Source organism: Thermoanaerobacterium calidifontis (genome assembly GCF_055381745.1).
In genome coordinates this window covers 441,991-467,485 of sequence record NZ_AP042436.1, presented here as the reverse complement: position 1 = coordinate 467,485, position 25,495 = coordinate 441,991, and the positions used below count along the sequence as shown (strand labels likewise).

The 25,495-nt window shown below is 34.1% G+C and carries 27 protein-coding genes; 3 read left to right on the top strand and 24 right to left on the bottom strand.

What is annotated here, in order from left to right:
* Positions 1 to 84: 84 nt before the first annotated feature.
* From alr to ACZ42G_RS02495, 8 genes are all read right to left on the bottom strand, one after another.
* Positions 85 to 1,251 carry an alanine racemase gene (gene alr / locus ACZ42G_RS02530; RefSeq protein WP_085113575.1) on the bottom strand — a complete coding sequence of 389 codons (1,167 nt, stop codon included), beginning with the start codon at positions 1,249 to 1,251 and terminating at the stop codon, positions 85 to 87.
* A gap of 13 nt (positions 1,252 to 1,264) precedes the next feature.
* On the bottom strand, positions 1,265 to 2,248 hold the full coding sequence (locus ACZ42G_RS02525; RefSeq protein ID WP_464851231.1) for a LolA family protein: 984 nt from the start codon (positions 2,246 to 2,248) through the stop codon (positions 1,265 to 1,267).
* 13 nt (positions 2,249 to 2,261) lie between these two features.
* Positions 2,262 to 3,788 carry an NAD(P)H-hydrate dehydratase gene (locus ACZ42G_RS02520; RefSeq protein WP_464851230.1) on the bottom strand — a complete coding sequence of 509 codons (1,527 nt, stop codon included), beginning with the start codon at positions 3,786 to 3,788 and terminating at the stop codon, positions 2,262 to 2,264.
* Positions 3,789 to 3,865: 77 nt separating this feature from the next.
* Positions 3,866 to 4,228 (bottom strand): DUF6514 family protein, encoded by a 363-nt coding sequence (locus tag ACZ42G_RS02515; RefSeq protein WP_085113578.1) that lies wholly within the window; start codon positions 4,226 to 4,228, stop codon positions 3,866 to 3,868.
* 296 nt (positions 4,229 to 4,524) lie between these two features.
* Entirely contained in the window at positions 4,525 to 5,775 is a 1,251-nt protein-coding gene (locus ACZ42G_RS02510; protein WP_464851229.1) for an ATP-binding protein, read from the bottom strand.
* A 20-nt stretch (positions 5,776 to 5,795) separates the two neighbouring features.
* A complete protein-coding gene (locus ACZ42G_RS02505) occupies positions 5,796 to 6,182 on the bottom strand; it encodes a secondary thiamine-phosphate synthase enzyme YjbQ (RefSeq protein ID WP_464851228.1) in 387 nt (128 codons plus the stop codon).
* Between the two features lie 63 nt (positions 6,183 to 6,245).
* The gene (locus ACZ42G_RS02500; protein ID WP_464851227.1) at positions 6,246 to 8,444 is read right to left on the bottom strand and encodes a HelD family protein; all 2,199 of its coding nucleotides are present in this window, start codon (positions 8,442 to 8,444) and stop codon (positions 6,246 to 6,248) included.
* Positions 8,445 to 8,605: 161 nt separating this feature from the next.
* The gene (locus ACZ42G_RS02495; protein WP_085113582.1) at positions 8,606 to 8,884 is read right to left on the bottom strand and encodes a DUF1294 domain-containing protein; all 279 of its coding nucleotides are present in this window, start codon (positions 8,882 to 8,884) and stop codon (positions 8,606 to 8,608) included.
* 163 nt (positions 8,885 to 9,047) lie between these two features.
* On the opposite strand from ACZ42G_RS02495, the gene ACZ42G_RS02490 reads away from it, so the two are divergent.
* Positions 9,048 to 9,800, top strand: a complete 753-nt coding sequence (locus ACZ42G_RS02490; RefSeq protein ID WP_274893993.1) for a DUF438 domain-containing protein — start codon at positions 9,048 to 9,050, stop codon at positions 9,798 to 9,800.
* Between the two features lie 35 nt (positions 9,801 to 9,835).
* On the opposite strand, the gene ACZ42G_RS02485 is transcribed toward ACZ42G_RS02490, so the two are convergent.
* Positions 9,836 to 10,231: a bacteriohemerythrin gene (locus ACZ42G_RS02485; protein WP_085113584.1), complete on the bottom strand. Its 396-nt coding sequence runs from the start codon at positions 10,229 to 10,231 to the stop codon at positions 9,836 to 9,838.
* A 141-nt stretch (positions 10,232 to 10,372) separates the two neighbouring features.
* Between ACZ42G_RS02485 and ACZ42G_RS02480 the strand changes: the two genes are divergently transcribed.
* Positions 10,373 to 11,176, top strand: coding sequence for a Cof-type HAD-IIB family hydrolase (locus tag ACZ42G_RS02480; RefSeq protein ID WP_274893992.1), 804 nt, complete (start codon positions 10,373 to 10,375; stop codon positions 11,174 to 11,176).
* Positions 11,177 to 11,199: 23 nt separating this feature from the next.
* Here the strand turns inward: ACZ42G_RS02480 and ACZ42G_RS02475 are convergent, their stop codons facing one another.
* The 10 genes from ACZ42G_RS02475 to ACZ42G_RS02430 all read right to left on the bottom strand — a co-directional run bounded on the left by ACZ42G_RS02475 (position 11,200) and on the right by ACZ42G_RS02430 (position 19,002).
* The gene (locus tag ACZ42G_RS02475) at positions 11,200 to 12,420 is read right to left on the bottom strand and encodes a serine hydrolase (protein WP_464852086.1); all 1,221 of its coding nucleotides are present in this window, start codon (positions 12,418 to 12,420) and stop codon (positions 11,200 to 11,202) included.
* Between the two features lie 199 nt (positions 12,421 to 12,619).
* Entirely contained in the window at positions 12,620 to 13,171 is a 552-nt protein-coding gene (locus tag ACZ42G_RS02470) for a GNAT family N-acetyltransferase (protein ID WP_464851224.1), read from the bottom strand.
* A gap of 52 nt (positions 13,172 to 13,223) precedes the next feature.
* Positions 13,224 to 14,339, bottom strand: a complete 1,116-nt coding sequence (locus ACZ42G_RS02465; protein WP_464851222.1) for a GNAT family N-acetyltransferase — start codon at positions 14,337 to 14,339, stop codon at positions 13,224 to 13,226.
* A 214-nt stretch (positions 14,340 to 14,553) separates the two neighbouring features.
* Positions 14,554 to 15,006: a pyridoxamine 5'-phosphate oxidase family protein gene (locus tag ACZ42G_RS02460; protein ID WP_464851220.1), complete on the bottom strand. Its 453-nt coding sequence runs from the start codon at positions 15,004 to 15,006 to the stop codon at positions 14,554 to 14,556.
* Positions 15,007 to 15,128: 122 nt separating this feature from the next.
* Positions 15,129 to 15,551 (bottom strand): hypothetical protein, encoded by a 423-nt coding sequence (locus ACZ42G_RS02455; RefSeq protein ID WP_464851218.1) that lies wholly within the window; start codon positions 15,549 to 15,551, stop codon positions 15,129 to 15,131.
* Positions 15,551 to 15,751: a helix-turn-helix transcriptional regulator gene (locus tag ACZ42G_RS02450; RefSeq protein WP_434643307.1), complete on the bottom strand. Its 201-nt coding sequence runs from the start codon at positions 15,749 to 15,751 to the stop codon at positions 15,551 to 15,553. The genes ACZ42G_RS02455 and ACZ42G_RS02450 overlap by 1 nt, the downstream gene beginning before the upstream one ends.
* 230 nt (positions 15,752 to 15,981) lie before the next feature.
* Positions 15,982 to 16,494: an N-acetyltransferase family protein gene (locus ACZ42G_RS02445; protein ID WP_464851216.1), complete on the bottom strand. Its 513-nt coding sequence runs from the start codon at positions 16,492 to 16,494 to the stop codon at positions 15,982 to 15,984.
* Between the two features lie 158 nt (positions 16,495 to 16,652).
* The gene (locus ACZ42G_RS02440) at positions 16,653 to 17,144 is read right to left on the bottom strand and encodes a GNAT family N-acetyltransferase (protein WP_464851214.1); all 492 of its coding nucleotides are present in this window, start codon (positions 17,142 to 17,144) and stop codon (positions 16,653 to 16,655) included.
* 123 nt (positions 17,145 to 17,267) lie between these two features.
* The gene (locus ACZ42G_RS02435) at positions 17,268 to 18,464 is read right to left on the bottom strand and encodes an IS701 family transposase (RefSeq protein ID WP_464851212.1); all 1,197 of its coding nucleotides are present in this window, start codon (positions 18,462 to 18,464) and stop codon (positions 17,268 to 17,270) included.
* Positions 18,465 to 18,585: 121 nt separating this feature from the next.
* The gene (locus ACZ42G_RS02430; protein WP_464851211.1) at positions 18,586 to 19,002 is read right to left on the bottom strand and encodes a DUF5680 domain-containing protein; all 417 of its coding nucleotides are present in this window, start codon (positions 19,000 to 19,002) and stop codon (positions 18,586 to 18,588) included.
* A 372-nt stretch (positions 19,003 to 19,374) separates the two neighbouring features.
* On the opposite strand from ACZ42G_RS02430, the gene ACZ42G_RS02425 reads away from it, so the two are divergent.
* Positions 19,375 to 19,926 (top strand): GNAT family N-acetyltransferase, encoded by a 552-nt coding sequence (locus ACZ42G_RS02425; RefSeq protein ID WP_464851210.1) that lies wholly within the window; start codon positions 19,375 to 19,377, stop codon positions 19,924 to 19,926.
* 166 nt (positions 19,927 to 20,092) lie between these two features.
* Here the strand turns inward: ACZ42G_RS02425 and ACZ42G_RS02420 are convergent, their stop codons facing one another.
* The 5 genes from ACZ42G_RS02420 to ACZ42G_RS02400 form a co-directional block, all read right to left on the bottom strand.
* Positions 20,093 to 20,494 (bottom strand): helix-turn-helix domain-containing protein, encoded by a 402-nt coding sequence (locus ACZ42G_RS02420; RefSeq protein WP_464851209.1) that lies wholly within the window; start codon positions 20,492 to 20,494, stop codon positions 20,093 to 20,095.
* Between the two features lie 188 nt (positions 20,495 to 20,682).
* Positions 20,683 to 22,509: a glutamine--fructose-6-phosphate transaminase (isomerizing) gene (gene glmS / locus ACZ42G_RS02415; protein ID WP_085113597.1), complete on the bottom strand. Its 1,827-nt coding sequence runs from the start codon at positions 22,507 to 22,509 to the stop codon at positions 20,683 to 20,685.
* 268 nt (positions 22,510 to 22,777) lie between these two features.
* A complete protein-coding gene (glmM, locus tag ACZ42G_RS02410; RefSeq protein WP_464852084.1) occupies positions 22,778 to 24,121 on the bottom strand; it encodes a phosphoglucosamine mutase in 1,344 nt (447 codons plus the stop codon).
* Positions 24,122 to 24,254: 133 nt separating this feature from the next.
* Positions 24,255 to 24,866: a lysophospholipid acyltransferase family protein gene (locus ACZ42G_RS02405; RefSeq protein ID WP_464851207.1), complete on the bottom strand. Its 612-nt coding sequence runs from the start codon at positions 24,864 to 24,866 to the stop codon at positions 24,255 to 24,257.
* 76 nt (positions 24,867 to 24,942) lie between these two features.
* Complete coding sequence (locus ACZ42G_RS02400; RefSeq protein WP_464851205.1) at positions 24,943 to 25,494, bottom strand: 2-oxoacid:acceptor oxidoreductase family protein; 552 nt, start codon at positions 25,492 to 25,494, stop codon at positions 24,943 to 24,945.
* Position 25,495 lies beyond the last annotated feature (1 nt).

Here is a 25,495-nt window from a genome sequence, read left to right as displayed (position 1 = left end):
TATGACCTCCTAACACACTTATATAATTTATTATATACTGCTATATATATTAATGTCAATCTTTATTATTTTTATACATAATATTTAACATTTTAAATAATTTTCTACTTTTGTTATCTCTCCATTAAATATATATATTCTTGGTACCCGTCTGGATATTCCACAATATACTTCATAAGAAATAGTTTTTAATTTATTTGCAATTTCATCAGCGCTTATGAATTTGCCATCTGCTTCTCCCATAATAGTAGCAATATCTCCTTCCTTAACATCTTCAATCTCTGTCACATCAACCATACATTGATCCATGCATATTTTACCAACTATAGGAGCATATTTGCCATTTATTATGACATTGTGATTATTTGATAAAAGCCTATTTAAGCCATCTGCATACCCTATAGGCAAAGTAGCTATGCGGCTTTTTCTGTTTGTCCTATACGTTCTGTTGTAGCTTATATATTCTCCTTCACCCACATCTTTAACATAGACGACTTTCGATCTTAATGATATAGTGGGACGTAAATCAATTTTTTTATTGACTTCAGTTGAAGGAAAACTTCCATAAAGTATAATCCCCGGTCTTACCATGTCAAGGTGTGTTTCAGGCATGTCTAATATTGCAGCACTGTTTGCTATGTGCCTAATAGGAATGTATATACCAGACATTTTAAGCCTTTCTATAAGACTTAAAAAAATTTCAAGCTGCCTTAACGTGTACTCCTTGTCTTTTTCGTCTGATGACGAAAAATGGCTAAATATGCCTTCAATGTTGATTCCAGCAAGATTTGACATGGATAAAATCTCCTCATAAGCTTTATTCATGTCATTGTAGCCGATGCGACCCATCCCTGTATCTATCTTAACATGAATCTTAGCATCTTTGCCAAGCTTTTGAGCCACCTTTGCTACCTCTTTTACGTAACTTAGCTCAAATGCTGTCTGAGTAATATCGTGCTTTACAATCACATCAGCAAACTTTGCTGGAGTATATCCTAAAATGAGTATTGGCTTTGATATACCCTGCTCTCTTAGTTCCAGAGCCTCGTCTATTGTTGCAACAGCCAGATAATCTACACCACAATTTATCAATTCCTTCGACACTTCATACGAACCATGCCCATAGGCATTCGCCTTGACTACTGCCATTATGCCAGCATTTTTATCAGTGATTTTTCTTATCTCTTTGTAGTTGTGAATTATATTATCCAAATTAACTTCTGCCCATGTTGGTCTATACAAATTAAGCATAATTACCTCCAAATCAAATTAAAGAATTTAAAATCATCAGTGCTTCGTCAGAACTTATTTTTTCATTAATCATCAAATCAACAATGAGACCATTTCTATCTAAAATATATCTATTCCCTCTTTTGTAATAAATAGTATTTCCAATGCGCCCTTTATCAAAGCCTTTCCCATCAAAAGCGCTAACACTTTCAACAATTTTTATTATATCATTACCGTTTAAATATGTTAAATTAATTGAATTATTATTTGACAAATCTACACTTATATTTTCAAGAGTATACCCTTTAGGAATGTATCCAGGAAATACTGGGTTTATGCCTGAGTATTTATATACATCTTTTATATCTACAGACATGTTAATATCAGTGCGGAAGTACCTGCTGAATGTAGAAATATCTTTTTCGGCAAAAAGGCCATCATCTAACTCTGGATTATACACGAAATTTGCGTACTTCATCTCAGCAAAAACCTTCCCATTTATGTCATAAATCTTCATAGATACCGGTTTATAATCTTTTTTCGAAAATTCAACCGATTCACTGTACATAAAAGTATTCCCGTTTAAAATAGGAACATCGATTTGGTAAAATTCGCCGTCTTCACTTTCTTTTATCTCGCCGGCTTTTTTAAAATTATCTATAAATGATGAAAACATGGAATATGCAGGTATGTTTTCGCTATCATCCTCTATAAATGTCTGATTTATTTTTGAAAAATACACGTAACTCCTATTGCCGTCGTACACGATGACTTTATCAGGTTTATTAGACTCATCGTATATTTCCATGCGGTACTTTCCATTTTTATAAAACTGCTTCATGGTATATCTCTTTATATTTTTATTATTATTAAGCTGAACTTCAACATCTGAAGTATAACTTTTTAAACTTTGAATTGCTTTTTTTACATTTGAAGGCACATCTAAGTGAGACTTTTTTATGCATCCTGACAAAAAAATAGTCAATATAAGCAATAGCACAAACAAAAGTCTCCTCAATCACATCACCTCTTTACATTTTCATTGCATATGGAATATATTCAAGTATGTTTGTCGCAGTAAGTCCGTATTCTCCATACTTTTCTGAAGCCATATCACCTGCTTTTCCATGGTAGTAAACTCCGTAAATGGCCGCTTTTACCCCTTTTAATCCCTGAACCAAAAATGACGATATCATGCCGGTCAAGACATCTCCAGAGCCTGCCGTAGCCATACCCGGATTCCCTGTACAATTAATATATATGCCTTCAGTATCGTTTCCTATTACTGTTCTTGAACTTTTAAGAACAAGTGTCGCTTTATACTTTGAAATGAACTTTTCAACAGTTGCGTATATATTATTATTTATATCATCAACAGAAACTCCTAATAATCTCGACATCTCGCCCATATGTGGTGTCAAAATTACATCTTTGCCGATTATCATATCCACTGAATCAGATATAGCATTCAATGCATCAGCATCAAGAACTAATGGTTTTTCAAGCTTTAATATGACTTCTTTTACAAACTCTTTTACATTGGAGCTATTTGTAAGCCCAGGCCCTATCGCCACAGCATCGACAGTATTCGCCAACTTTAATACTTCGCCAACTGAACCTAAATAAAATGCTCCATCTTTGTCATCCAATCCATACGTTATGATTTCTTTCAAACTGCTTTGCATAATTCCTTGTATAGCCTTTGGCACAGCTAATTTAACTATGCCACATCCTGTCTTTATTGCGCTCATAGCGCACAAAGCTGCTGCACCAGTCATGTCTTTTGAACCAGCTACAATCAAAAGCTTGCCATAATCTCCTTTATGGGTATTCTTATATCTTTTAGGCAATACAACATCGTCCTGTGAAATCATATTGTATCTGCACTTAATATTGTCGACTAAATTATTCGGTATGCCTATGTCGGCCACAACCACTTTCCCAGCATAATCTACACCCGGATATACAGCAATCCCCTTTTTCATAAACTGCATAGTTACCGTAGCATTTGCTTTTACCGCACAGCCTTCTACCTTACCATTGTCACCATTTATTCCTGATGGTATATCGACAGATATGACGTATTTGCCAGATCCATTCACAATGTCTATGATGTCTTTGCTTATGCCTGACACTTCTCTGTCGAGACCTGTTCCATATAGCGCATCTATGACTAAATCAGATTCTTTGATGCTCTTTTCAAGAAATTTTAGTTGCTCTTTTTGAAGGATTTCTGCCACGTAAATCCCCATATTGATTATTATGTCGAGGTTTTTCTTTGCATCACCAGAAATCAATCCTATACTTGATACTACAAAGACCTTCACATCAAAACCTCTGTTGAAAAGGTATCTTGCAGCAACAAAACCATCTCCGCCATTATTTCCTTTACCGCACAAAATCACCACATTATTTCTCTTGCAACTAAACAGGTATTCTGCTGCATGTTCTGCCACAACGCGGCCAGCATTTTCCATAAGGCACACAGATGGTATCCCAAGAGAATTTATGGCTATAGATTCTATTTCTCTCATTTCTCCATTTGATACGATCTTCATAAGCATCATCTCCGTTATCGTTCTATTAATGTTATTATAAACTTAAAACTGCAATAAAAAAAGAAGGCTTTAAGCCCTCATATTGCAATTTTGCATTCTTTTGCGTATTCATCGTAATCATCTATGTATTGATAATATAAATCATCCATTATGTCTGACAAATGCAGCGGTGACAAGTCATCGATGCAAAATCTCTTTGCCATATCTTCCACTTTGTCTTTGTATGGACTTACATGAACTACTACATCACCAAGCTCTTCCTTCACTATACCCTTCTCAGTTATCTGCTCCGCAATTTCGATTCCGTACGACGGCACATCAACATTTTCGCCGCCATTAAATACTTTTACCTCTGATTTTACTACAGCGTATTTCCTCACTATCGTCTTGTCACCATAGTTTATTGTCGATACGTACTCGCTTACTCTTTTGTAATACATAATTTTACCCCCTTAATTCGTTCTAAGCTTTGAATTTTTATCAAAAATTTACTATTAAAGTAAAAATTCTATTATAATATTCTATTTATCCCTCAAAAATCCTTCTTTTTTTTAGAATATTTTTTATCGACAGAAAATGATATAATGTTCCACTTGTAAACATTTAACGCCACGCAAATAGCCGATTGTACGGTTTTATGATCATAAAACTGGTTTATTTTTTATTGAATAAAGGCGAATTATGTCGAAAATTTTTTTGCAAAAACATAAAAAAATAAAGGGATTTTGAAATCCCATCAGCAAGTTCTCAAATGATCGATAAATTGTCTGGCGGTTCTTGGTAACATGCCATTATGCCAAGAGCTCCATCTCATCGATTCTCTTATCAATGTATCTCTGTCTAAATCAATATGATATTTTTGAGCTAAAGATTCGACTATCTTTAAATATTCTTCTTTGCCAGGCGATTGAAAAGTAACAGTTATTCCGAACCTATCTGCCAATGAAAGTTTTTCTTGCTTTGTATCTAATGAATGAATTTCACTTTGCACATTATCAGTTAAATACTCTTTTATCATGTGCCTTCTATTTGAAGTAGCATATATTAAAACATTGGCAGGAAGCTTCTCTATACCGCCTTCAAGTGTTGATTTTAGAATTTTATATTCAGTTTCATTTTCTTCAAACGATAAATCATCCAAAAACAGAATAAACATAAGGCCTCTTTTGCTTATGACACTTATAATTTTGTTTAAATCCAAAAGATCTTGGCGACTTACCTCAATAAGTCTAAGACCTCTTTTATAGTACATATTCAATACAGCCTTTACAGTTGAGGATTTGCCAGTTCCTCTATCTCCATAAAGCAAAATGTTTGAGGCTGGCAAACCTCTCAAAAACCTTTCTGTGTTATCTATGACGATTCTGTGCTCATCTTCATATCCTACCAAATCTTCAAACTCAATAGGATCGGGATTTTCTACACCGACAATCTTCCCATCAAGCCATCTAAATGCTCTATACACTCCATATATGCCACAGCCATTTTCTCTATAGTATATTGCTACATCATCAGCATTATTGCAGTCTATCAAATATTGTCTATGTCTTTCAGATGATTCTAAAAGATGTTCCCACGAAATCACATTAAATTTCAAACACTTTCTAAGGCAATCCGCAAAATCTACTTCCGAAAGTTTTTTTAAGTATTCAAGCTCTCTTTTTGCAGCCATCTTCAATGTTTCATCAATGGAATCTTGTCCAAATTTCTCAGTTAACATGCTAAATATATTTTCATCAACTCTTGCTAATTCATCTATTTTCGATTTCCAAACCTCAGAATACACATTATTTTCCACAGCATAATTCGATAAATCCGAAAATAAATCGCTGTACAGCTCATAGACTTTGCCTTCATCCACTTTTTCACTGACAAGTAAATTTAAAATTTTTATGGCTTTGTCTACTGTAGTATCTTTCATTATATTTTTGTATATAATGATATTCTTTAAATCTTCTGTCAACTTAGATATATGCTCTTTGGTCACAACAATTATCCCCCTTATCCTTACACTATTTTAACGTACACTTTTCTATGCCTTGGACCATCAAATTCACAGAAGTATACGCCTTGCCATGTACCTAACTGTATATCCCCATTTTCTATCATCAAATTAATGCTTGTCCCTACCAAGACAGATTTTATGTGAGCATCTGAATTGCCTTCTAAGTGCTTAAATCTTATTTGAGGAATGATTTCATTAAGACCTCTCAATATGTCCTCTTTCACATCGGGATCAGCATTTTCGTTTATCGTCACACCTGCAGTAGTGTGTGGCACATGGATGAAGCAAATGCCATCTTTTATGTTGCTCGCTTTTACGATTTTTCTCACTTCATCAGTTATATCGATAATAGCCTCTCTTGCGGGCGTATCAATTTTAATAACTTCCATAGAACCACCTGCCTTCCGAATTATTTTATAAAATTATAACAAATTTATTTATGAAAATAAAATTCATCCTATAAACTTACAGAAATCTCCCAAAGAATATATTATAAGCCTATGCAGCGCTCGCGTACATGCAATGTACAAAAGATTTCTGTCGTATTCGGTTTTGTAATTTTCATTCGATGCATTAAAGACAAACGCAACGTCGAATTCTATACCTTTAGCCTCATAAGGCGTAATTATGTTTACACCTTCTATCACTTCGTCGTCTTTTGAGTTCAAAAGTTTCACATTGATAAAATTCTTCATTGTGCCGTAGACTTTATTCGCTTCATCTTTTGTCTTTGCAATGACGCCAATCGTCTTATACCCATCTGCAAAAAGTTCCGAAGCATTATTTGCTATATTTATGCATATTTCTTCAAAACTATATTTGCGGACCAATTGCGGTTTATCGCCATGCCTTTCAAATGGCATTATTTTCGGAGGATGTTTAAGCAATCCAATAGAAAATTCATTTATCTCATAAGTAGATCTGTAACTATTTTCTATGAAAAACTTTTTTATTTTCCTTTTGGCAAAAACTTCATCAATAAGATCGTAAAAAGCCTCATTTATTCCTCTGTCAAGTGTTTGGTTCACATCTCCCAATACAGTGAATTTAGCGTCATAAAACATCAAATTAAATATTTTATAAAAAATCTGTGAATAGTCTTGTGCTTCATCTATCACAACGTGTTTTATTTTTTTGTGAGGCTTAAATCCCTCCACCTTGTACTTCAAATATAATAACGGCCCGATATCTTCGTAATATACTTTTCCATCATCTATGTTTTTACAAGTCAATTCAGCTATCTTAAAAAAATTTTCAGATAAATCTATGTTTAGTCCGTATGAAAGCCTTTTAAACAAATCTTTATCAGAAAACAGCAATCTGTAAACATATAAGAAATTTACATCTGTGAAACTATTTACTTGTTTTTTAATCCTCCTCATTTCTTTTATGGACAAAAGACGGCTGTATGCCTTTATCTCAAATTCATGGCCCTTACGATCTTCAACAAACCTCTCAATTTTGGAAAGCCTTCCTTTTCTAAGATAATGGATTTTATCAAATATCTTCATCTCTATTCTTTCAAGTCTTTTTTTCATTGGTCGGTTCATCTTGTCATTTAAAAATTCATTCTTTAAATCATGCCTGCTGTACACTACTTTGCCATCGTAATACACATCTTTAAACTCTATCACATTCCTCTCATAATATGATAAAAGTCTGTCTAAAACCGCAATAAATTCCGAAGAATTTTTAAGCCTTGCAGAATCCAACATGACTTTGTCTTCACACGACGAAAGCCTTTCTACATAATCGGACCTTTCCTCAACATGTACTACATCTCCTATGGCATTTTTTACAAAGTCCTCAAAGATAATTTCATTTACATTTTCTTCACCTAATTCTGGCAGCACATTTTTTATGTATTGACTAAAAATTTTATTGGGCGAAATTATGAGTATGTCATCTTTCTTTAAATTTTTATCTCTTTCAAAATAAAGCAAATAGGCTATCCTATGCAGTGCTATGGATGTCTTCCCACTTCCTGCAACACCTTGAACTACTAAAACATCTCCATCTACATCTCTTATTATCTTATCTTGTTCTTTTTGAATAGTTTCAACAATTGTCCTCATCTTTGCTGTAGAATTACGCCCTAAGGCTTCTCTCAAAATTTCGTCATCTATTACTATATTGCAGTCAAAGTAATATTTTAACTTCTTATCTTCAATCTTGTACTGCCGCTTTAGCACTACATCTCCTTCTATAATTCCGTCTGGAGCTTCGTAAAAGGCTCTGCCCTTTTCAAACCTGTAAAACACACTTGATATAGGCGCTCTCCAATCGTATACGATAATATCGAATGTATTCGGATCTCTCAAAGTTTTAAGCCCTATATATATTTTTTCCAATAAATCTGAACCGCTTTCTATAAAATCAAATCTACCGAAATAAGGAGAACTAGCCATTTTATTCAATGATTTAAGATTTCTTAAAATCTCATTGTAGTACACAATATGTCTTTTAAGCTCATTTATATATGGATTCACCTCTACTAATCTATCAAAATTGTCAGGTGTATTAGGCGCATATTGCAAAACATCTTCTCTCAACTGCTTTATATTTGTGCCCTCTATCATGAGCATTTGTTTCAATCTGTATATTTCATTCTCGATAAAACCGATAGTCCTATTAAGGTATTCAAACTCCAATTGATAATCATTGGTTCGCATTTTACCACTCCCTTTTAAGACTTCGATTATTAATGTTAATGTTGATATATTTTCTGTGGATATTGTGGATAAGTTTGTTAATAACTGAAATTCAATTGTTGTCAATGTGAATTACATGTTAGCATATAAAATATCTTTCCTTAATGATTGATGTTTAAAATCTTGTACAAAAAGTATATAGACATTGCATTTGTAAATACCGCCAAGGGTACTAAAACCTTGAAGCTTATGTGCTTTGTCTTATGGTGAAATATGTACATACCACAAAAAACGCCTATACCTCCCAACAAAAATGACAAAAGAAAAAGAGTTCTTTCTTTAATCCTCCACTTTCCATGAGTGGCTTTGTACTTGTCTACACCCATAGTGGCAAACGTAATGATATTCCACACAAAGATAATTAACCAAAATACTTTCACAATATTCATCCGCCTTTTTTTAAGTTTAATTTTATTTTAAAACAAAACTACAAAAAAATAAAATGAATAAAAATTTTATTCCTATCAAAATACTGTGATTTAAATCACAGTATTTTGATGTAGTCTCTTGTATACTGGAAATAGAAAAAGGAGGATGTATATCATGGAAAATAGAGTTGATAAACTAGCTGACGTACTTAAAAGGCTTAACAATAGCGAAGATCCTGAGACGGTAAAAAGCGAAGCAAGAGAATTGATAGAAGACCTTACTGCCGAAGAATTATCTTTAGCAGAGCAAAAATTAGTTGATGAAGGAATGCAAGCAGAAGAGTTAAGAGGGCTTTGTTCGGTTCACATGGAGATGCTGGAAGGACAGTTAAACGGATTGAAAGAGTCTTTGCCTGACGATCACGTGCTGCAAACACTTATATTAGAACACGATGAAATACTAAAGCTACTTGACAAATTAGAGCTTTTAAACATAAAGATACAGAAAATGTCGTCACCACAGGAAGACAGAGCCTTGTTATCAGATTTAAAAGAAACTGCAGAAGGCATTTTAAGCGCCGAAAAGCACCACAAAAGAGAAGAAGACGTATTGTTCCCTGAACTGGAAAAACTGGGTATAACAGGTCCAACAAGGATAATGCGTCTTGAGCATGACGAGATACGATTGAGAAAAAGAAGTTTGGTAGAGCTTGCAAGCAACATCGACTACATCGATTTTGCAGATTTTAAAGACAGAGTGAAAGAACTATCAAGCTACATCGTATTCAACATGAGAGATCATATCTTTAAAGAAAATTACATCCTATATCCCACGGCCTATGAGGCAATTGAAGATGATAAACTATGGGCTGACATGAAAAATAGATGCGATGAAATAGGATACTGCCCATTTACACCATTAAAGTAATTTACAAGGTGGCATTACCACGCCACCTTGTTTTTTTATTGCTTTTCTGCATATAACCTATCGTCTTTCAATATGTGCTTTTCAATCCAATCCACCAAAAAGTTTAAAATATCTTTTATGTACTCGTCTTGATTTTGATCTATCTTATCTAAATCTATGTTGTTAATCTTCTCTTTAAAGTCATCGTGCAGCACTTTATGTGAAAGCAACTTTTTAAAGCCTATGCTTTTCATGTAGCCTTCTTCATAGTCAAAATGGTAAATCGTATAGTCCTTCAACTCTTTTATTATGTCTACAATGTGATCGTATTTATCAATGGCAAATTCATTCTTCAATAAATCGTACGCTTCATTTGCAATATCAAAAAGTCGCTTATGCTGCTTGTCTATCTCGTCAATGCCAAGCCTAAAATCTTCTTTCCAAGTTATCATTCAATCTCCTCCCCATAATTTTTTTATAATTTTAACATATATACGATTTGCGAACAATATCTCATAAAAAATTTTTCAGTAGTCTTAAAATCAAAAAAATTGTATAATAGATACGGTGTAAATATTATTTGGGGTGATCATATGAAATACAAAATGGTTGTAGCAGACGCAGATGGGACTTTGTTAGACGACAAAAAAAAGATCTCTGAAGTCACGAAAAATAGTGTAAAAAAGTTTCGCAATATGGGAGGTATTTTCACATTGGCAACAGGTAGAGGCATCATATCAGCGACTCCATACATAAAAGAACTTGATATTGATGTGCCTGTCATACTTTTTAACGGATGTGTAATATACGATCACATAAATAAAAAAATACTGCATGAAAATTATCTCTCTGACGATTTATACAAGCTTATAGCGAAAAAATGGCAAGAAGGAAAATACGATGTAGACATTCTTGTATACAGTATAGACGGCATATACATAAATAAGATATCCGATTTCATCAAATCATACATGGAAACAGAGCACGTAAAATGCGATTTAATCGAAGATCTCCGCAAACTTGATAAAATTATAAAGGTGCTTTTCAGAGGAAATAGGGACACATCTTTAGAGCTTGTAGACGAAATAAGGCAATCATCAAACGAGCCTTTTACGTGCGTACAGTCAGACGAATATTTTATAGAAATTCTCCCTTATGGCACTACAAAAGGATCCGCACTCATAAAATTATGTGATATTCTCAATGTAGACATTAATCAGGTTGTAGCAATAGGCGATCAAGACAATGACAAAGAAATGATAATCAAAGCAGGATTTGGCGTTGCCATGGGAAACGCTGATGACGCCATAAAAAGAAACGCCAACTATGTAGCAAAATCCAATTTAGAAGATGGTGTCAGCGATGTAATAGAAAAAATCATACGCGATGAGTTTTAAAAAAGCCGGTAATCCCGGCTTTTTTAATGACTGACCTGGAAGTCATATACCATCTTCGATATTTCCCTTATTACAGTATAGGCATCCGAATTATCAGATCCATCTACATTGTTGCCCATGATGGTCAAAATATACGGTTTTTGCATATAAAAAACAATAGCTGTATCATTTACTACATTTGATAGATTTCCAATTTTATGAGCAACAGTTATATTGCTTGGCAAAGGATATGAGATCCTATCGTTATAAATAGTATTTTCAAGATAACTTAGAAGCTCTCCTGCCGTGCTGCTGTGCGCATTTGCATAATTTAATATATCCTCCATGTAGATGCTTAAATCCCTTGGAGATGTGACATTATCTGAATATGGCACAACATAAGCACCTAAACTTTCTATGAAATTCAAATAATTGTCATATCCTACAACTCTCATCAACATATTTGATGCTATATTGTCGCTTTCTTCTATAGATTTTTTTGAAAGTTCCCTAATTGTATAATAAGTTCCAACAGGATCATATTGTATAGAGCCAGACCCGCCTTCATAATCTTGTGATGTATACTGTACTTCCATATTTGGATCTAATTTCCCTTCGGTTATAAGTGTATACACATAAAAATTTAGAGGAACTTTATATGTGCTGGCGGCAATAAAGGATCCATAACCATTTATATCAAAAGTCTCGCCAGAGTTTAAGTCTATGAAGTATACTCCGTAATTTCCCGTATGCTGGCTAAGCAGTGTCTCAATATTTTCTTTAAGTTCCTGATAATTAGAAGCATTGTCAAGCTGTTGCGGTACTGTCACTGGCGGATGTGGTATAAGCAGCTTCTCGCCAACATATAAAGATGCGTTGTCACTCAATCCGTTTTCATCCAGAATATCTTGAACAGATGTCCCGTATTTCTTCGCTATAAAATAGATATTGTCATTCGGTTGTACATAATAGACGACTGGATTTTCCCACGAAGCATTTTGAATAGCATTGTAAGTATTAGGCCCTACAATCCCGTCTGCAACCAAGTTTTCTGCTTTTTGAAAAGCCAACACCCCATTTAATGTGTTGTTGCCAAAAACACCATCAATAGCACCCGTGCTAAATCCAATGCTATTTAATATGCTTTGTAGCTCCGATACATCAGTACCGTAAGTCCCAGTGTATAAAAGCCTTGAACCAAACTGAAATTGTGGAAGTCCGCTATCACCGTATGATATGACAGGCACGAAGACTATGCTCAACATTAATAGATATAAGAATAACATTTTAATCTTGCGCAAACTGCATTCCCCCTTTCCGGTATATTATATAATATATATATTTATATGTCATTAGTATATACGAACCTTGATTTCCATAATATATCATTAATAAAAGCTTTATCGCTTGAAAATCAAAAGCCTCAGATACATATTCCAAACATATATCTGAGGCTTTTTAATATCATACATTGTCGTTTAATAAAACCATGTGTACATGGTCTTCCCATTTACCATTAATTTTCAGATACTTATATGCTATTCCTTCATTGTAAAATCCCAATTTTTCGACTACTTTTAATGATGGCTTATTCCTCGGCATGATGTTTGCCTCAATTCTGTGCAGCTTAAAATCGTCAAAAATTATATCAATTCCTCTTTTAACCGCTTCAGTCATATAACCATTATTGATTTCATCTTTGTCTAATTTGTACCCCAAATGACATGATAAGAATGCGCCTTTTACGATGTTGTTAAAACATACTGTACCGATTATTTTTCTGTCATCATTCTTTTTAAATATCCACATTCTAAGCAAATCATTATTTTCGATGCCTGTCAATTCCTTTTCCAGATTTTCCTGCTGATACTCCTTTGTGTAAAACTTCTCATCTCTTAAAGGTTCCCACTTCTGTAAAAAAGTCCTATTTCTCAAATAGTAATCTAATACTACTTCCGCATAAGTTTTATCCAGTATTCTTAACATCAATCTTTCTGTTTCATAGACTTTTTCCATATACAACTTCTCCATTCTTCTTTATGATTTTATGCACATGAAGCATCCAATCCTAATTTAATTTTATCCAATGTACCCTCCTATCCTTTCTAAATCCTGCTTTTAATGCCAGGTTCATAGACTTTACATTATCTTCTTCAATATGTACAAATGGAAATTGGCCAAGTTCCAGAAGCTTCTTTATCATTGCAACAGTTACATCCATGCCATATCCTTTCCTTCTGTAATCTTCCAATACATTCAAAAAACCTATGGCTCCATCATCATGTGTAATCGCCCATGCCACCAGCTTTTCATTTTCATAAATGCCAAGACCAATGCCATTTTTTATCCTATCTTCAATATATTCAATTGATATATACTCTTTATACTTGGAATTCTCGAATATATATGGAGCATCTGCAATTGATAAGTCAACAACATGTGATTTTACGGTCGGCAGTGGTACATTAGAATCATAGACTAATTTAACACTTGTAAGTCGTGACTTTATTTTCCTGTTTTTCACAATATATGAGAGCATCCAATCCTCAATGACTGCAAAACATTTATCATCTCCGTCTAACCCCTCAATCAGTTGAAAAAACTCATCATAGGATTTGCTGCTAATATAAACCCAATCTTCATCGCTTATTCCTCTAACAAGTACTGAATCTCCAACTGATTCAATGATATAAATAGGATAATTTCTAATAAAGTTGATGATATTAATGTTCCTTGTTTTGTCTTTTTCAAGCAGTTTTAATACCTTGCCACTTAAAAAATCTAATACCTTTCTTAGAAGTATCGGCTGTACATCCGCATAAGTAAGATTATCAGGCATCATTTTAAAAAAGCTTACTTCGCATATCTCGCTATCTGGCAAAGGCCCCATTTCATTTACTTTTGCATAAAGCAATCTCCCAGATGTAGTTATCTCATCTATGGTAACAGAGTAATCACATATGGGCTCAATTTTGTATTTTAACGCCCCTGTTTCCTCAAACAGCTCCCTTGAAGCAGTTACATTAATATCTTCATTCTTTTCTCTGTGACCGCCAGGCACTTCCCATGTATTTTTGTCCTCATGCCTTACAAATATCCATTTTCCTTTATAAGTAGCAAATATAACAGCAAAATTAAACTGACTATTGCTTAATTCACCTATCCTGTAAAACTTTATCTCCATAGTTATACCCCAATCTCATTTACTTTTCTTAAAATTTTTATATAGACCCTTAAATAAAATTGATACCTATATTTTCACTTTTAACACAATTTCTTGAGTCAATTTTCACAAAATTTTTTCGCGTAAATTTAATTATGGAATTAGTTTGAATTGATTTTTTCATCTATATCATTATACTTAAAATGATTATCACTGAACAAAAATTTACCTTTATTTACTGCCTTGCCTTTCCTGTCAAATGCTCAATATTAATTTTAATGACTTTTGCCTTAATACCACTCTTTCGTATGTATTCCATCCCTTTCTCCATAAACTCGCCAGAGTATTTTTGAATTAGCGCAACCAATGCATCCTCCTTTTCCTTATCATATACTTCCACCGCACGTCCAAACACTATTACACTCTCATACCTATAACTAAACTTATCAGGTATTGGTTCAGTATTGCCAACCACACAAAAAGAAACTTTATTGTTATAAACAATATTGTCCAACTTGCTTCCTTCAGCAGCACAATGAAAATAAATGTTTCCTTCATGGTATATGTAGTTTAGAGGAACTCCATAGGCATATCCATTTTCACATACTGTAGATAACACTCCATATTGTCCTTTTCTTAACAGTTCAATAGCCTGTTCGTCATCAATAGATCTATCTTTTCTTCTCATTTCCTTAAACATTTTCTGCTTTCCCCCATAATTAAATAGTATTCTTTTATCATTATACACTAAACTTTATTATAAAAAATCTAAATAAAAAAATTAAAGAGAATGAAATTATAGCTTATTTTTTACATTCTCTTTGAAAAATAATTTGAAAAGAAGATAACCAATGCAAGTTCTATTAAAAGTAGTGAAGCAACCATGATTAAAACCATTTTATTAACATTCATAAATCCTAATGCCATAACCAAAACTAAAATCACATAATTCATAATTTTGCTTGTCATATAACCAGCCTTTTCCCTGATCCTTACATTGCGTTCATCATTTACCTCTATCTCTATTAATTGTTTTATTCTTTTATCTTCCACTGCTGATACCATAAAAGAGCCCAACAAATTGCCAATCCCAAACACCAATATTGCAGAACCTAAGCCAATACATAAGCTGGAAACCATTTTTAATTCTTTTGATGTGAATACAAAACCTCCTAAAAATAATAGTACCAATCCTACTACCGCGGTAGATAAATACGACAATTTTCTATCCATTATTCTTCCTCCTCATAAATAAAAATATCTTCAATCCGCATATCAAAATATCGAGCTATTTTAAATGCCAATATGATTGAAGGATTATATCGCCCATTCTCAAGAGAACTTATCGTCTGTCTTGACACTTTTAACGCTTCTGCAAGTTCTTCTTGTTTAATACCACGCTGTCTTCGTATTTCTTCCAGCCTGTTTTTCACAGATTATCACTTCCTTTTACGGAAAGTTTACTTTACATTTTTATTTTATTACTCCATTTACCGAATGTCAAGTTAGCTTTACATCCTTAAATAAAAAATAACTTCGTGATGTTTTATTCCCATGTACAAATAAAAAAGCAGTTCCATCGTACTTCTCACGATTTCCCTGCTCTTTAAAACTTATTGATAAAGACAATATTCTATAACTAAAGCACATCACGAATTTTAATTTAATCATCAAAGCTTTTTGCCAAATCAGCCAAGGTTTTGTCATTTACTCTATACACAGTCCACTCATCCATTGGAACTGCCCCTAACCGTTTATAAAATTTAATAGATGGTTCATTCCAATCAAGACAGCTCCATTCAAGTCTGCCACAATTTCTTTCTACAGCAAGCTTCGCCAAAAATGATAGCATTATTTTACCAAATCCTTTGCCTCTCATCTCAGGCTTTATATACAGATCTTCTAAGTATATCCCCGGCCTACCTAAAAAAGTGGAAAAATTATAAAAGAATAATGCAAATCCTATAGGTTTATCCTCATACTCACCGATAATAACTTCTGCGACTTTACGGTCAAACAATGATTCTTCCAATAATTTCTCCGTCGCCACAACCTCATGCAACATATTTTCATATTCAGCCAGCTCTTTGATAAAGCTTAAAACTAACGCCACATCTTTTTTCTCCACAAATCTTAATTTAAAATTTTCAAGCCTTGTATCAATTAATTCACTCATTCTTTAGACCCTCCTACAGCATAGTATTGTCAAAAGTTTTGTCACTAAATTCGACTCATACCATTGATTTTTAATTAACAGATGTCGTTTTTTGCTTCGACTTTCCTGCTCCGTTGAAGGACTTGCTTTTTCATTGCAAGAATTTTTGACGATATCATCTAGATTTTCATGCTTAATATTTCTCCAGGCAATCCATCCATTTCGCATATCATATGTGTGGTAAATCCATTCTTAATTAATATTTTCCTGGAAGCAATGTTATTGGGGTCTATAATCGCTATAATTTTATTTATTTGCTTACTTTCCTTTGCTTTATCAATTAATAACTTAGCAATTTCACTACCAATCCCTTTACCCCAATAATCAGGCAATAACATATAACCAAGTTCTGCTTCTGTAGAACTCCGTTCTTCTACTTTTAGCAAAGCAGACCCAATAAATTTATTAGTTGAAATTTCCATTACTTTAAAATTGCCAAATAAATTATGCAATTTATTATTACTCAAAACTGAATTATACCTTTTTACTGCTTCATCTAAAGAAATAGCCCTTCCCGTAATCATAGCCATTACTCTTTCATTACTAACCAACTTAAAATATTTATCAAAATCCATAGATGTAAATTTTTCTAAATATATTCCTTTATTCATAAACTCACCCCTATTTTATTTGTAATAATTATTTGAGAAAATCGCGCAATTAATCTTTTAATTAAAGTACTATAGATGAGAAAAATTAATAACAAATATTACCATCAAATAGATACACTCTGCCTATGCTAATTTTAGTTGTTCTAAAATTTCATCAATAGGTACATAGTTTTTAGCTTGTTCATATAGCCATTGAATACGCTGCTTTTGTACTTCTTTACGAACCATTTTTATTCCCTGCCCAAATTTGTAATATTCGTCGCCCGAAGTCGTACAATACAGGTATGTCAATGATATAAGCCATAATAATCTATCTATTGATTTTGTTGAGCGTACTTGATACGTATTTAGTCCAAGATTATTCTTTGTCTGTCTAAAAAATATTTCTATAGGCCATCTCTGACTATAGTATTTTAGAATAGTCTCAGTATCTAATTCAGTATCAGTACATATAAATGCATGTAGAGCCTTCTGATTTTTAAAAGCTTTCTCAGCCCAGCACATTAGAACTACAGCATTATCTATCCCATTTAAGGCTCCTTCATAGCGATATACCCAGTACCTAGAACCATTCACTGTAACGAGGTGAACTTCGTTCTTTTCGATATATTGGGCAAAGTCTTTTATCTGAATTCTAATGCCTTGTGGATAGATAATTCTATTAGTTTTTAATGCTCCTATGAGATGGTATCCTCTTTCAAAATGTGCTTCTATTACTTTCTTGTTTATGTACCATGAATCACATAGTCCATATGCTGGTCCTTTAGGTATTGGAAGCATAGATACCATTTCACATATTCTTTCGATTTTGCTTTTGCCACCTTTTTCATAGCGTTCGATGTAGTAAGGCAATACTACTTTGCCGCATGATAGCATCATGGTAAGAAGCTGATGTCCCCAAACTTGCTTCCCTTTTAAATGTGATTGATGGAATCCTGTTGCCTGGATAGTATGTTTAGCCTGTGACGAAGGCTTTGTCTTTTCAGCAATAGTATCATCAAAAATCACAAATATCGGCTTTTTGCAAGTTTGGGATAATTCAAGTATAATGCGAATAACTTCTCGCCTTATAGCTCTCCATGCATACTCTATATTCCAAACACCTTGGCTTAAGAATTTACCAAAGGTAGTTCTATGGCAGTTAGCAAAGCTTAAATTAACTATATCAGTAACAGTACCACTATAACCCTTTTGAGTGGCAGCAATTATAAATTCTACAATATGGCGAATAACAGGTTTAGTAAAATATAATGCAAAATTTAATTTCATTAAGTACTGGATTATTGATGAATTTTCTGTTATTCTTTTATTATGAGACATTTGCTCCACTCCTACGGTTAATATTGTTATAGTGCAACAACATATTAATACCATAGAAGTGAGCATTTGTCTCTATTTTTTTATTAAATTTTTTCATGTAAATTTATTATGGTAGTTTATGTCAGTGAATTTTCTCATCTATAGTAAAGTATATTGCTTCATTTCCATCAAACTCAGCTATATCTCCATGCCATGAACATTTATAAACATACTTATCCTGTTCAAATAAAGAAGGTCCTCTAAATGGGTTTTCAACAAGCACTGCCTTTAACGCACTTTTCAAGCATTTGCTGAATCCTGACGGGATTTCGTCAACAAGCATCTTCCCGTAGTAATTCATCCCCCATATGGGCTTCTGGTTTTCAAATACCACTTCTTCATCAATAAAATCATCACTTCCAAAGTAAGAGTCTATGTACAGTAAATTACCTTCACCATAATGTAAATCCTTTGAGTTCGGTCTCGAAGATACAGAAATAGCCCCATCTCCAGCATATGTATTCTTTTTTGCTCTGACCAGAAATCCTTTCAAAGCCAATTCTGTACAGTTCAATATACCACCCTTCCTATTTATTCTCGCTCTATTTCTTTACTCTTTTTATAATCACTGTAATAATACTCAATGCTGCTAAAACTATAAATATTATAAGTAAGCTCCAGATTAATTGTTAATTACACAGAAAAACCATAAATAATATTTAATGGCATTGCATTAATTTTTTTATAACTTAATTATGATACGCTTTTGTTAAATCCAAACTTCTTGTTTTTACCTCAAAAATACATGTTAATCATATTATACCATATGTCAACGATTTAACCATGTTTAATCATAACCTAGAACATTCATCTATCTTATGTTAAAATATTTTTAAAAAAAGTATCGAAAGACAAGGTGGGAATATAATAAATGAATATTGAGATTAAAAAAGCTACAATTGAAGAAAAATCTATACTCCGAAATTTATTGGAATTATACCAATATGACTTTAGCGAATTTGACGGTAGTGATATTAATGAGCACGGATTATTCGGGTATAAATATCTGGATCACTACTGGACTGAAAATAACCGTTATCCTTTCATAATAAGAGTTAATGGCAAATTGGCTGGCTTTGTCCTTGTAAGGGATCTTATAAACACCGATAATACTATTACTCACTGCATTTCGGAGTTTTTTATTATGAGAAAATACAGAAGACAAGGAATCGGCAAAACAGTTGCTCAAAAAGTTTTTGATATGTTTCCAGGCTATTGGAGTGTAGCCCAAATTGAACAAAACATTCCTGCACAAAACTTCTGGAGAAAAGTCGTCTCTGAATACACAAAAGGCAATTATCGTGAAATTTATCAAAATGATGATAATTGGGTAGGCCCTATACAATTGTTTTTATCAAAAGGTGCATCTAATGATACTATAAACAACAATTTTAATTGTGCGAACAATGATAAAATCGATTAAGTTCAACAAAAAAATCATAGCATCAGCAAGAGTTTTTACCACATTTCCGCCATGATTTTTTACTAACTCCATTTTTATCACATATACCCGTCATCGTATGCTTATTATATATCTTCATCAATCATTTTTTAAATCTTATAAAAGTCTTATTGTTAAAACTACCATACTATTTTATTTCAACTCTCGCTGTTTCTAACCACTTATCTAATGCACTTTTGCTAAATATATAATCATTACCTATTTTGATATATGGTATACCTGAATCTTTTTCGTTAACAATGTCTAATAATTTACTTTCCTCAATTCCTAAATATGAAGATGCTGTAGATAAGTCATAAGTATTTCTTGTGTAAACAACATTAGCATTGTTATTGCACATATTATTTACGATATTACTTAATCCTTGAGACATATCAGACAAACCAGTACCAACATAATCTCCATTGCTTCTCATTCCATTTGCAATGATAACAGCACTTATAATAATAGATATTGACAAGCAAATAATAGAAAATGGCAATGCCTTATCTTTTAACATGGTATAATCACTCTCCCTTTTATAGTTCAATATAACATTATTATACATTAAATAAATTTATTAACACAAATTATATTAAAATAAACTTCATCTACACAGCCCTCAACACCTTATACTTTATTCCTGATAAAAAGTAAACCCCGCAGTAAGACAAATGTTACCCTATGTCCACTGCGAGGTTTTGGAATAAACTTTATTATCATGGAGAAAATTTATTTTTATTCAACTGTCACGCTCTTTGCGAGATTTCTTGGCTTGTCGACATCGCAGCCCTTTTCAACAGCCATGTAGTATGCTAAAAGCTGTAGCGGTATTACCGTTATTATTGGTGCGACTTCTTCCATAGTCTTTGGTATATAAAGGACTTTTTCGACTATGCCTTCTAATTGGTTGTTACCTTCCATCGCAAAAGCAAGAACGTATCCGCCTCTCGTTGTAACTTCTCTTATATTGCTTAGCATCTTTTCAAAAAGGTGTTCTTGCGTCGCTAATGCTATGACTAATGTGCCATCCTCAATAAGAGCCAATGTGCCATGCTTCAACTCACCTGCTGCATAAGCCTCTGAGTGTATATATGATATTTCCTTTAGCTTTAGTGAGCCTTCCATTGCGACAGCATAGTCAAGACCTCTTCCTAAGTAGAAGACATCTTTTGAATTAAAATGATTTGACGCAAATTCTTGAAGCTCATCTTTGTAATCCAGTATGTGCTTTGCTTTATCTGGAAGCTGCTTTAATTCATCGCAGATGGCTTTAGCATATTCTTTATCTATTGTTCCTTTTTTGAGTGCTAAATCCAAAGCAATTAGGTACAGCGCCACAAGCTGTGTCGTATAAGCTTTTGTAGATGCAACGGCAATTTCAGGTCCTGCCCAAGTGTATATGACATCATCAGCTTCTCTTGATATGGAGCTACCTACCACGTTTGTAATTGCTATAACTCTTGAACCATTTCTTTTCGCTTCCTTTAAAGCTGCGATCGTATCAGCAGTTTCACCTGATTGGCTGACTACTATCGTCAATGTCTTTTCGTTTATAATAGGTTCTCTATATCTGAATTCTGATGCTATGTCGACTTCTACTGGTATTCTGGCAAATTTTTCAATAACATATTTGCCCACCACACCAGCGTGATATGCTGTTCCACAAGCGACTATGAATATCTTATCGATTTTATCTATTTCATCTTTTGTTATATTTACTTTATCCAAAACTATTTCGTTGTCGTTAACTATGCGTCCTCTCAATGTATCTTTTATAGCATTTGGCTGTTCATGTATTTCTTTCAACATGAAATGCTCATAGCCGCCCTTTTCGGCTGATTCTACATCCCATTTTACCTCAAATACAGATTTTTCAACATCTTTTCCAAATGCATCTATGACTTTGATGCTGTCCTTTTTTATTATCGCAATTTCTTTATCATCAAGGAAGTAAACTTTTCTGGTGTATTTCAGTATTGCTGGTATATCTGATGCAATATAGTTTTCTCCATCGCCAAGTCCTACGATAAGTGGAGCATCCTTTTTGGCTGCCACGATCATGTCTGGGTGATCTTTTGACAATACTCCAAGTGCGTATGAACCATCGATTCTGTCAAGGACTTTCATGACAGCTTCCACGATATCTCCATTGTAATAGTACTCGAGAAGATTTGCCACCACTTCTGTATCAGTTTCTGACTTAAATGTGTAACCTTCTTCTATAAGTCTCTTTTTAAGCGGCAGATAATTCTCGATTATGCCATTGTGAACGACAGCTATTATACCTGATTGTGACAGGTGTGGATGTGAATTTATATCAGATGGCTCTCCATGTGTTGCCCATCTGGTATGGCCAATTCCAATGGAACCAAAGAGATTCTCTTTTTTCAATGATTCTTCAAGCTGGCTTATTCTGCCTTTTGCCTTTTTTATATTTATGTTGCCATCATTTATCACAGCTATTCCTGCTGAGTCATATCCTCTGTACTCCAACTTTTTAAGTCCTTCTACTAATATTGGTGTCGCCTGTTCATCACCAATATATCCAACAATTCCACACATAGTAAATGTCTCCTCTCAGTATTTTTATTAAGTTATCCTGCTCAAACCGCTCTATGCCAATGGTCACCCATGGTTTTCCCGGTTTTTTATCGACCGCAGGAAGCCGCAGGGCATCCGCCGATAACTCGATTAACCCTGTCCTCGTCAACTTAGAGTTTCCTCTAAGCCCAGGCGCTTTTATTCAGTTGTGTGTTTCATAGGCATTCCCCCTTTCAAAGTATTTAATAATATTAATAAGGAAGTAATAATACCTCCTTTATTGACATGGTTAACCTAACTTCTTTTCAATCAAATTTGCCAATTCTCTGGCCATTGATTCTATCTTTTCTTGATCTTTGCCTTCTACCATCACTCTCACTAATGGCTCTGTCCCTGAAGGTCTTATAAGGACTCGACCTTCCCCTTTCATCTCTTCCTCAAGTTTTTCTATCTCTCTTGCTATATCCTCATCGTCCATGTACTTATACTTCAGCTCATTTTTTACTTTTGCATTTATCAAAACTTGCGGATATGAAACCATGACATTGGCCAATTGTGACATCTTTTTGCCGCTTTTAACGAGCAATTCAGCCACTTTTAAAGCGGTTATCTCGCCATCGCCTGTTGTGTTGTGATCGAGGAAAATTATGTGTCCCGACTGTTCACCGCCTATTGAGTATCCATTTTTCACCATTTCCTCTAAGACATATCTATCTCCAACTTTTGTCTTTACCACATCTATGCCATTTTGCTTTAATGCTATGTCTAATCCTATATTGCTCATAACCGTGACGACAACTGTGTTTTTATTTAGTTTCCCTGTATTTTTAAGATGTATACCACACATAGCCATTATGTGGTCTCCGTCTACAACATCGCCATTTTCATCAACTGCAATAAGCCTGTCTGCATCGCCATCGAAAGCAAACCCTACATCAGCACCCGTTCCAGCTACAATCTCCTGAAGCACTTTCGGATTTGTAGATCCACATTTGACATTTATTTTTTCTCCGTTTGGATGTGAACCGTATAATATCACGTCTGCCCCTAATTCGTGAAAAAGTATAGGTGCAACTGTGCTGCTTGCTCCATACGCACAATCTAAAACCACTCTAAGTCCCTTTAAATCACAATCTATAGTAGATTTCAAAAATTCAATGTAATCCCTCTGTGCGCTCTCACTTTCCACTACATTTCCAACATCCAATCCTGTAGGTGTTGGCAACTGGCTTTTTTCATTTATTATCTTTTCTATTTTGTCTTCTACTTCATCTGGAAGCTTATATCCATCTTTATTAAAAAATTTGATGCCATTGTACTCAACGGGATTATGTGACGCTGAAATGACAACACCAGCATCTAAATTGTAATGCCTTGTCAAATATGCAACAGCAGGCGTAGGTATGATGCCAGCGTCTATGACTTCTGCTCCAACAGACGTAAGCCCTGCCGTCAATGCACTTTTAAGCATATCTCCAGACACTCTGCTGTCACGCCCTATCAAAATTTTTGGCCTTCTTGAACATTCCGTCAGAACGTACGCACCAGCTCTTCCAAGCTCAAATGCAAGTTGTGGCGTAAGATCTTTGTTGGCAATTCCTCTTACACCATCTGTGCCAAATAATCTAGCCATATAATCCATTCCTTTCAGTATCAAAAAATCATACGATAATATTTTATCACACTAATAAGCCCATTGCAATTTAACGCAAGTATGCTTAATATATGAGCAAATCCTATGAATAATTTGCCTCAATCCCTCACAGCTATTTTAAATCCCGGTTATTTATAAGGCTATTTAATGAATTTAGCACTTCATAAGCCATCTTATCCAAGCAATCATTTTTATCTATCGACACATCTGGGTATATGCTTCTACCTATCGTAACCGAAATCTTTCCTGCATGTGGAAAGTGCTCTCCCATAGGCAATACAACATCAGTTCCGTTTATACCTACAGGTACAATTGGGCATCCTGTTTTGCATGAGATATACATGGCACCTTTGTAAATTTTTATTATACTTTTGTCAAGTGATATTCCCCCCTCTGGAAACAAAGCGATAGATCGCCCATCACCAAGCATCTTGATGGCTTTCTTTATTGCGTTTACATCTGCAGAATTTTTTTTGATAGGTATTGTTTCTAAAGCGCTTAAAATAAAATTTAAAATAGGTATCTCATACAAATCCTTGCTGGCTATGAAAAAAACTCGCCTGTCGATGGAATCCATAAGGACTACAGGGTCTAATATGCTTTTGTGATTAGCCACAAATATACATGGTCCATCCGGCAAATCGCCTAACAAATTTACATTGAGTCCAAAAAATAGGGATATAATCGCTAAAGTAATGGCCTTAATAAAATAGTACAGAATCATTCATATCACCTATAACTATAATAGATAAAACAGCAAAAAAAGTTCTTTAAAAATAAAACCTCCACAATGGGAGGTTTTATCTTGCCACAAGTTGAGAAGATATAAATTCTTTGCCTCTTTCGTATGCTTTTATATTTAAAGGTATGAGATTTTCTTTGCCTTCAAAAACCTTGCCAAACGCGCTTTTAACAGAAACCTCGCTGATCATGTCTTTTAAACCCATCAAAGCCCCAATCATGATTGAATTAGCCACTTTGAGATTTCCCAGTTGATTTGCAATATCATTTGTAGGGATTCTGTATACTTCAATATCCCTTCTTTTGTGCTCAACAGTAATCAACGAGCTATTTATAAGCAGCAATCCGCCTTTTACAATATCTTGCTCATACTTTTCTAAAGAAGGCCTGTTCATAGCAACAACTACTGTTGCCTCATTTATTATGGGCGAGCCTACTGGTTCGTCAGATATGGTAACATGGCAGTTGGCTGTGCCTCCTCTCATCTCTGGCCCATACGACGGAAGCCATGATACGTTTTTCCCATCCATCATTCCTGCGTATGACATTATAAGCCCCATCGACATGATGCCCTGTCCGCCAAATCCTGCAAATATGATCCGCTCTTCCATG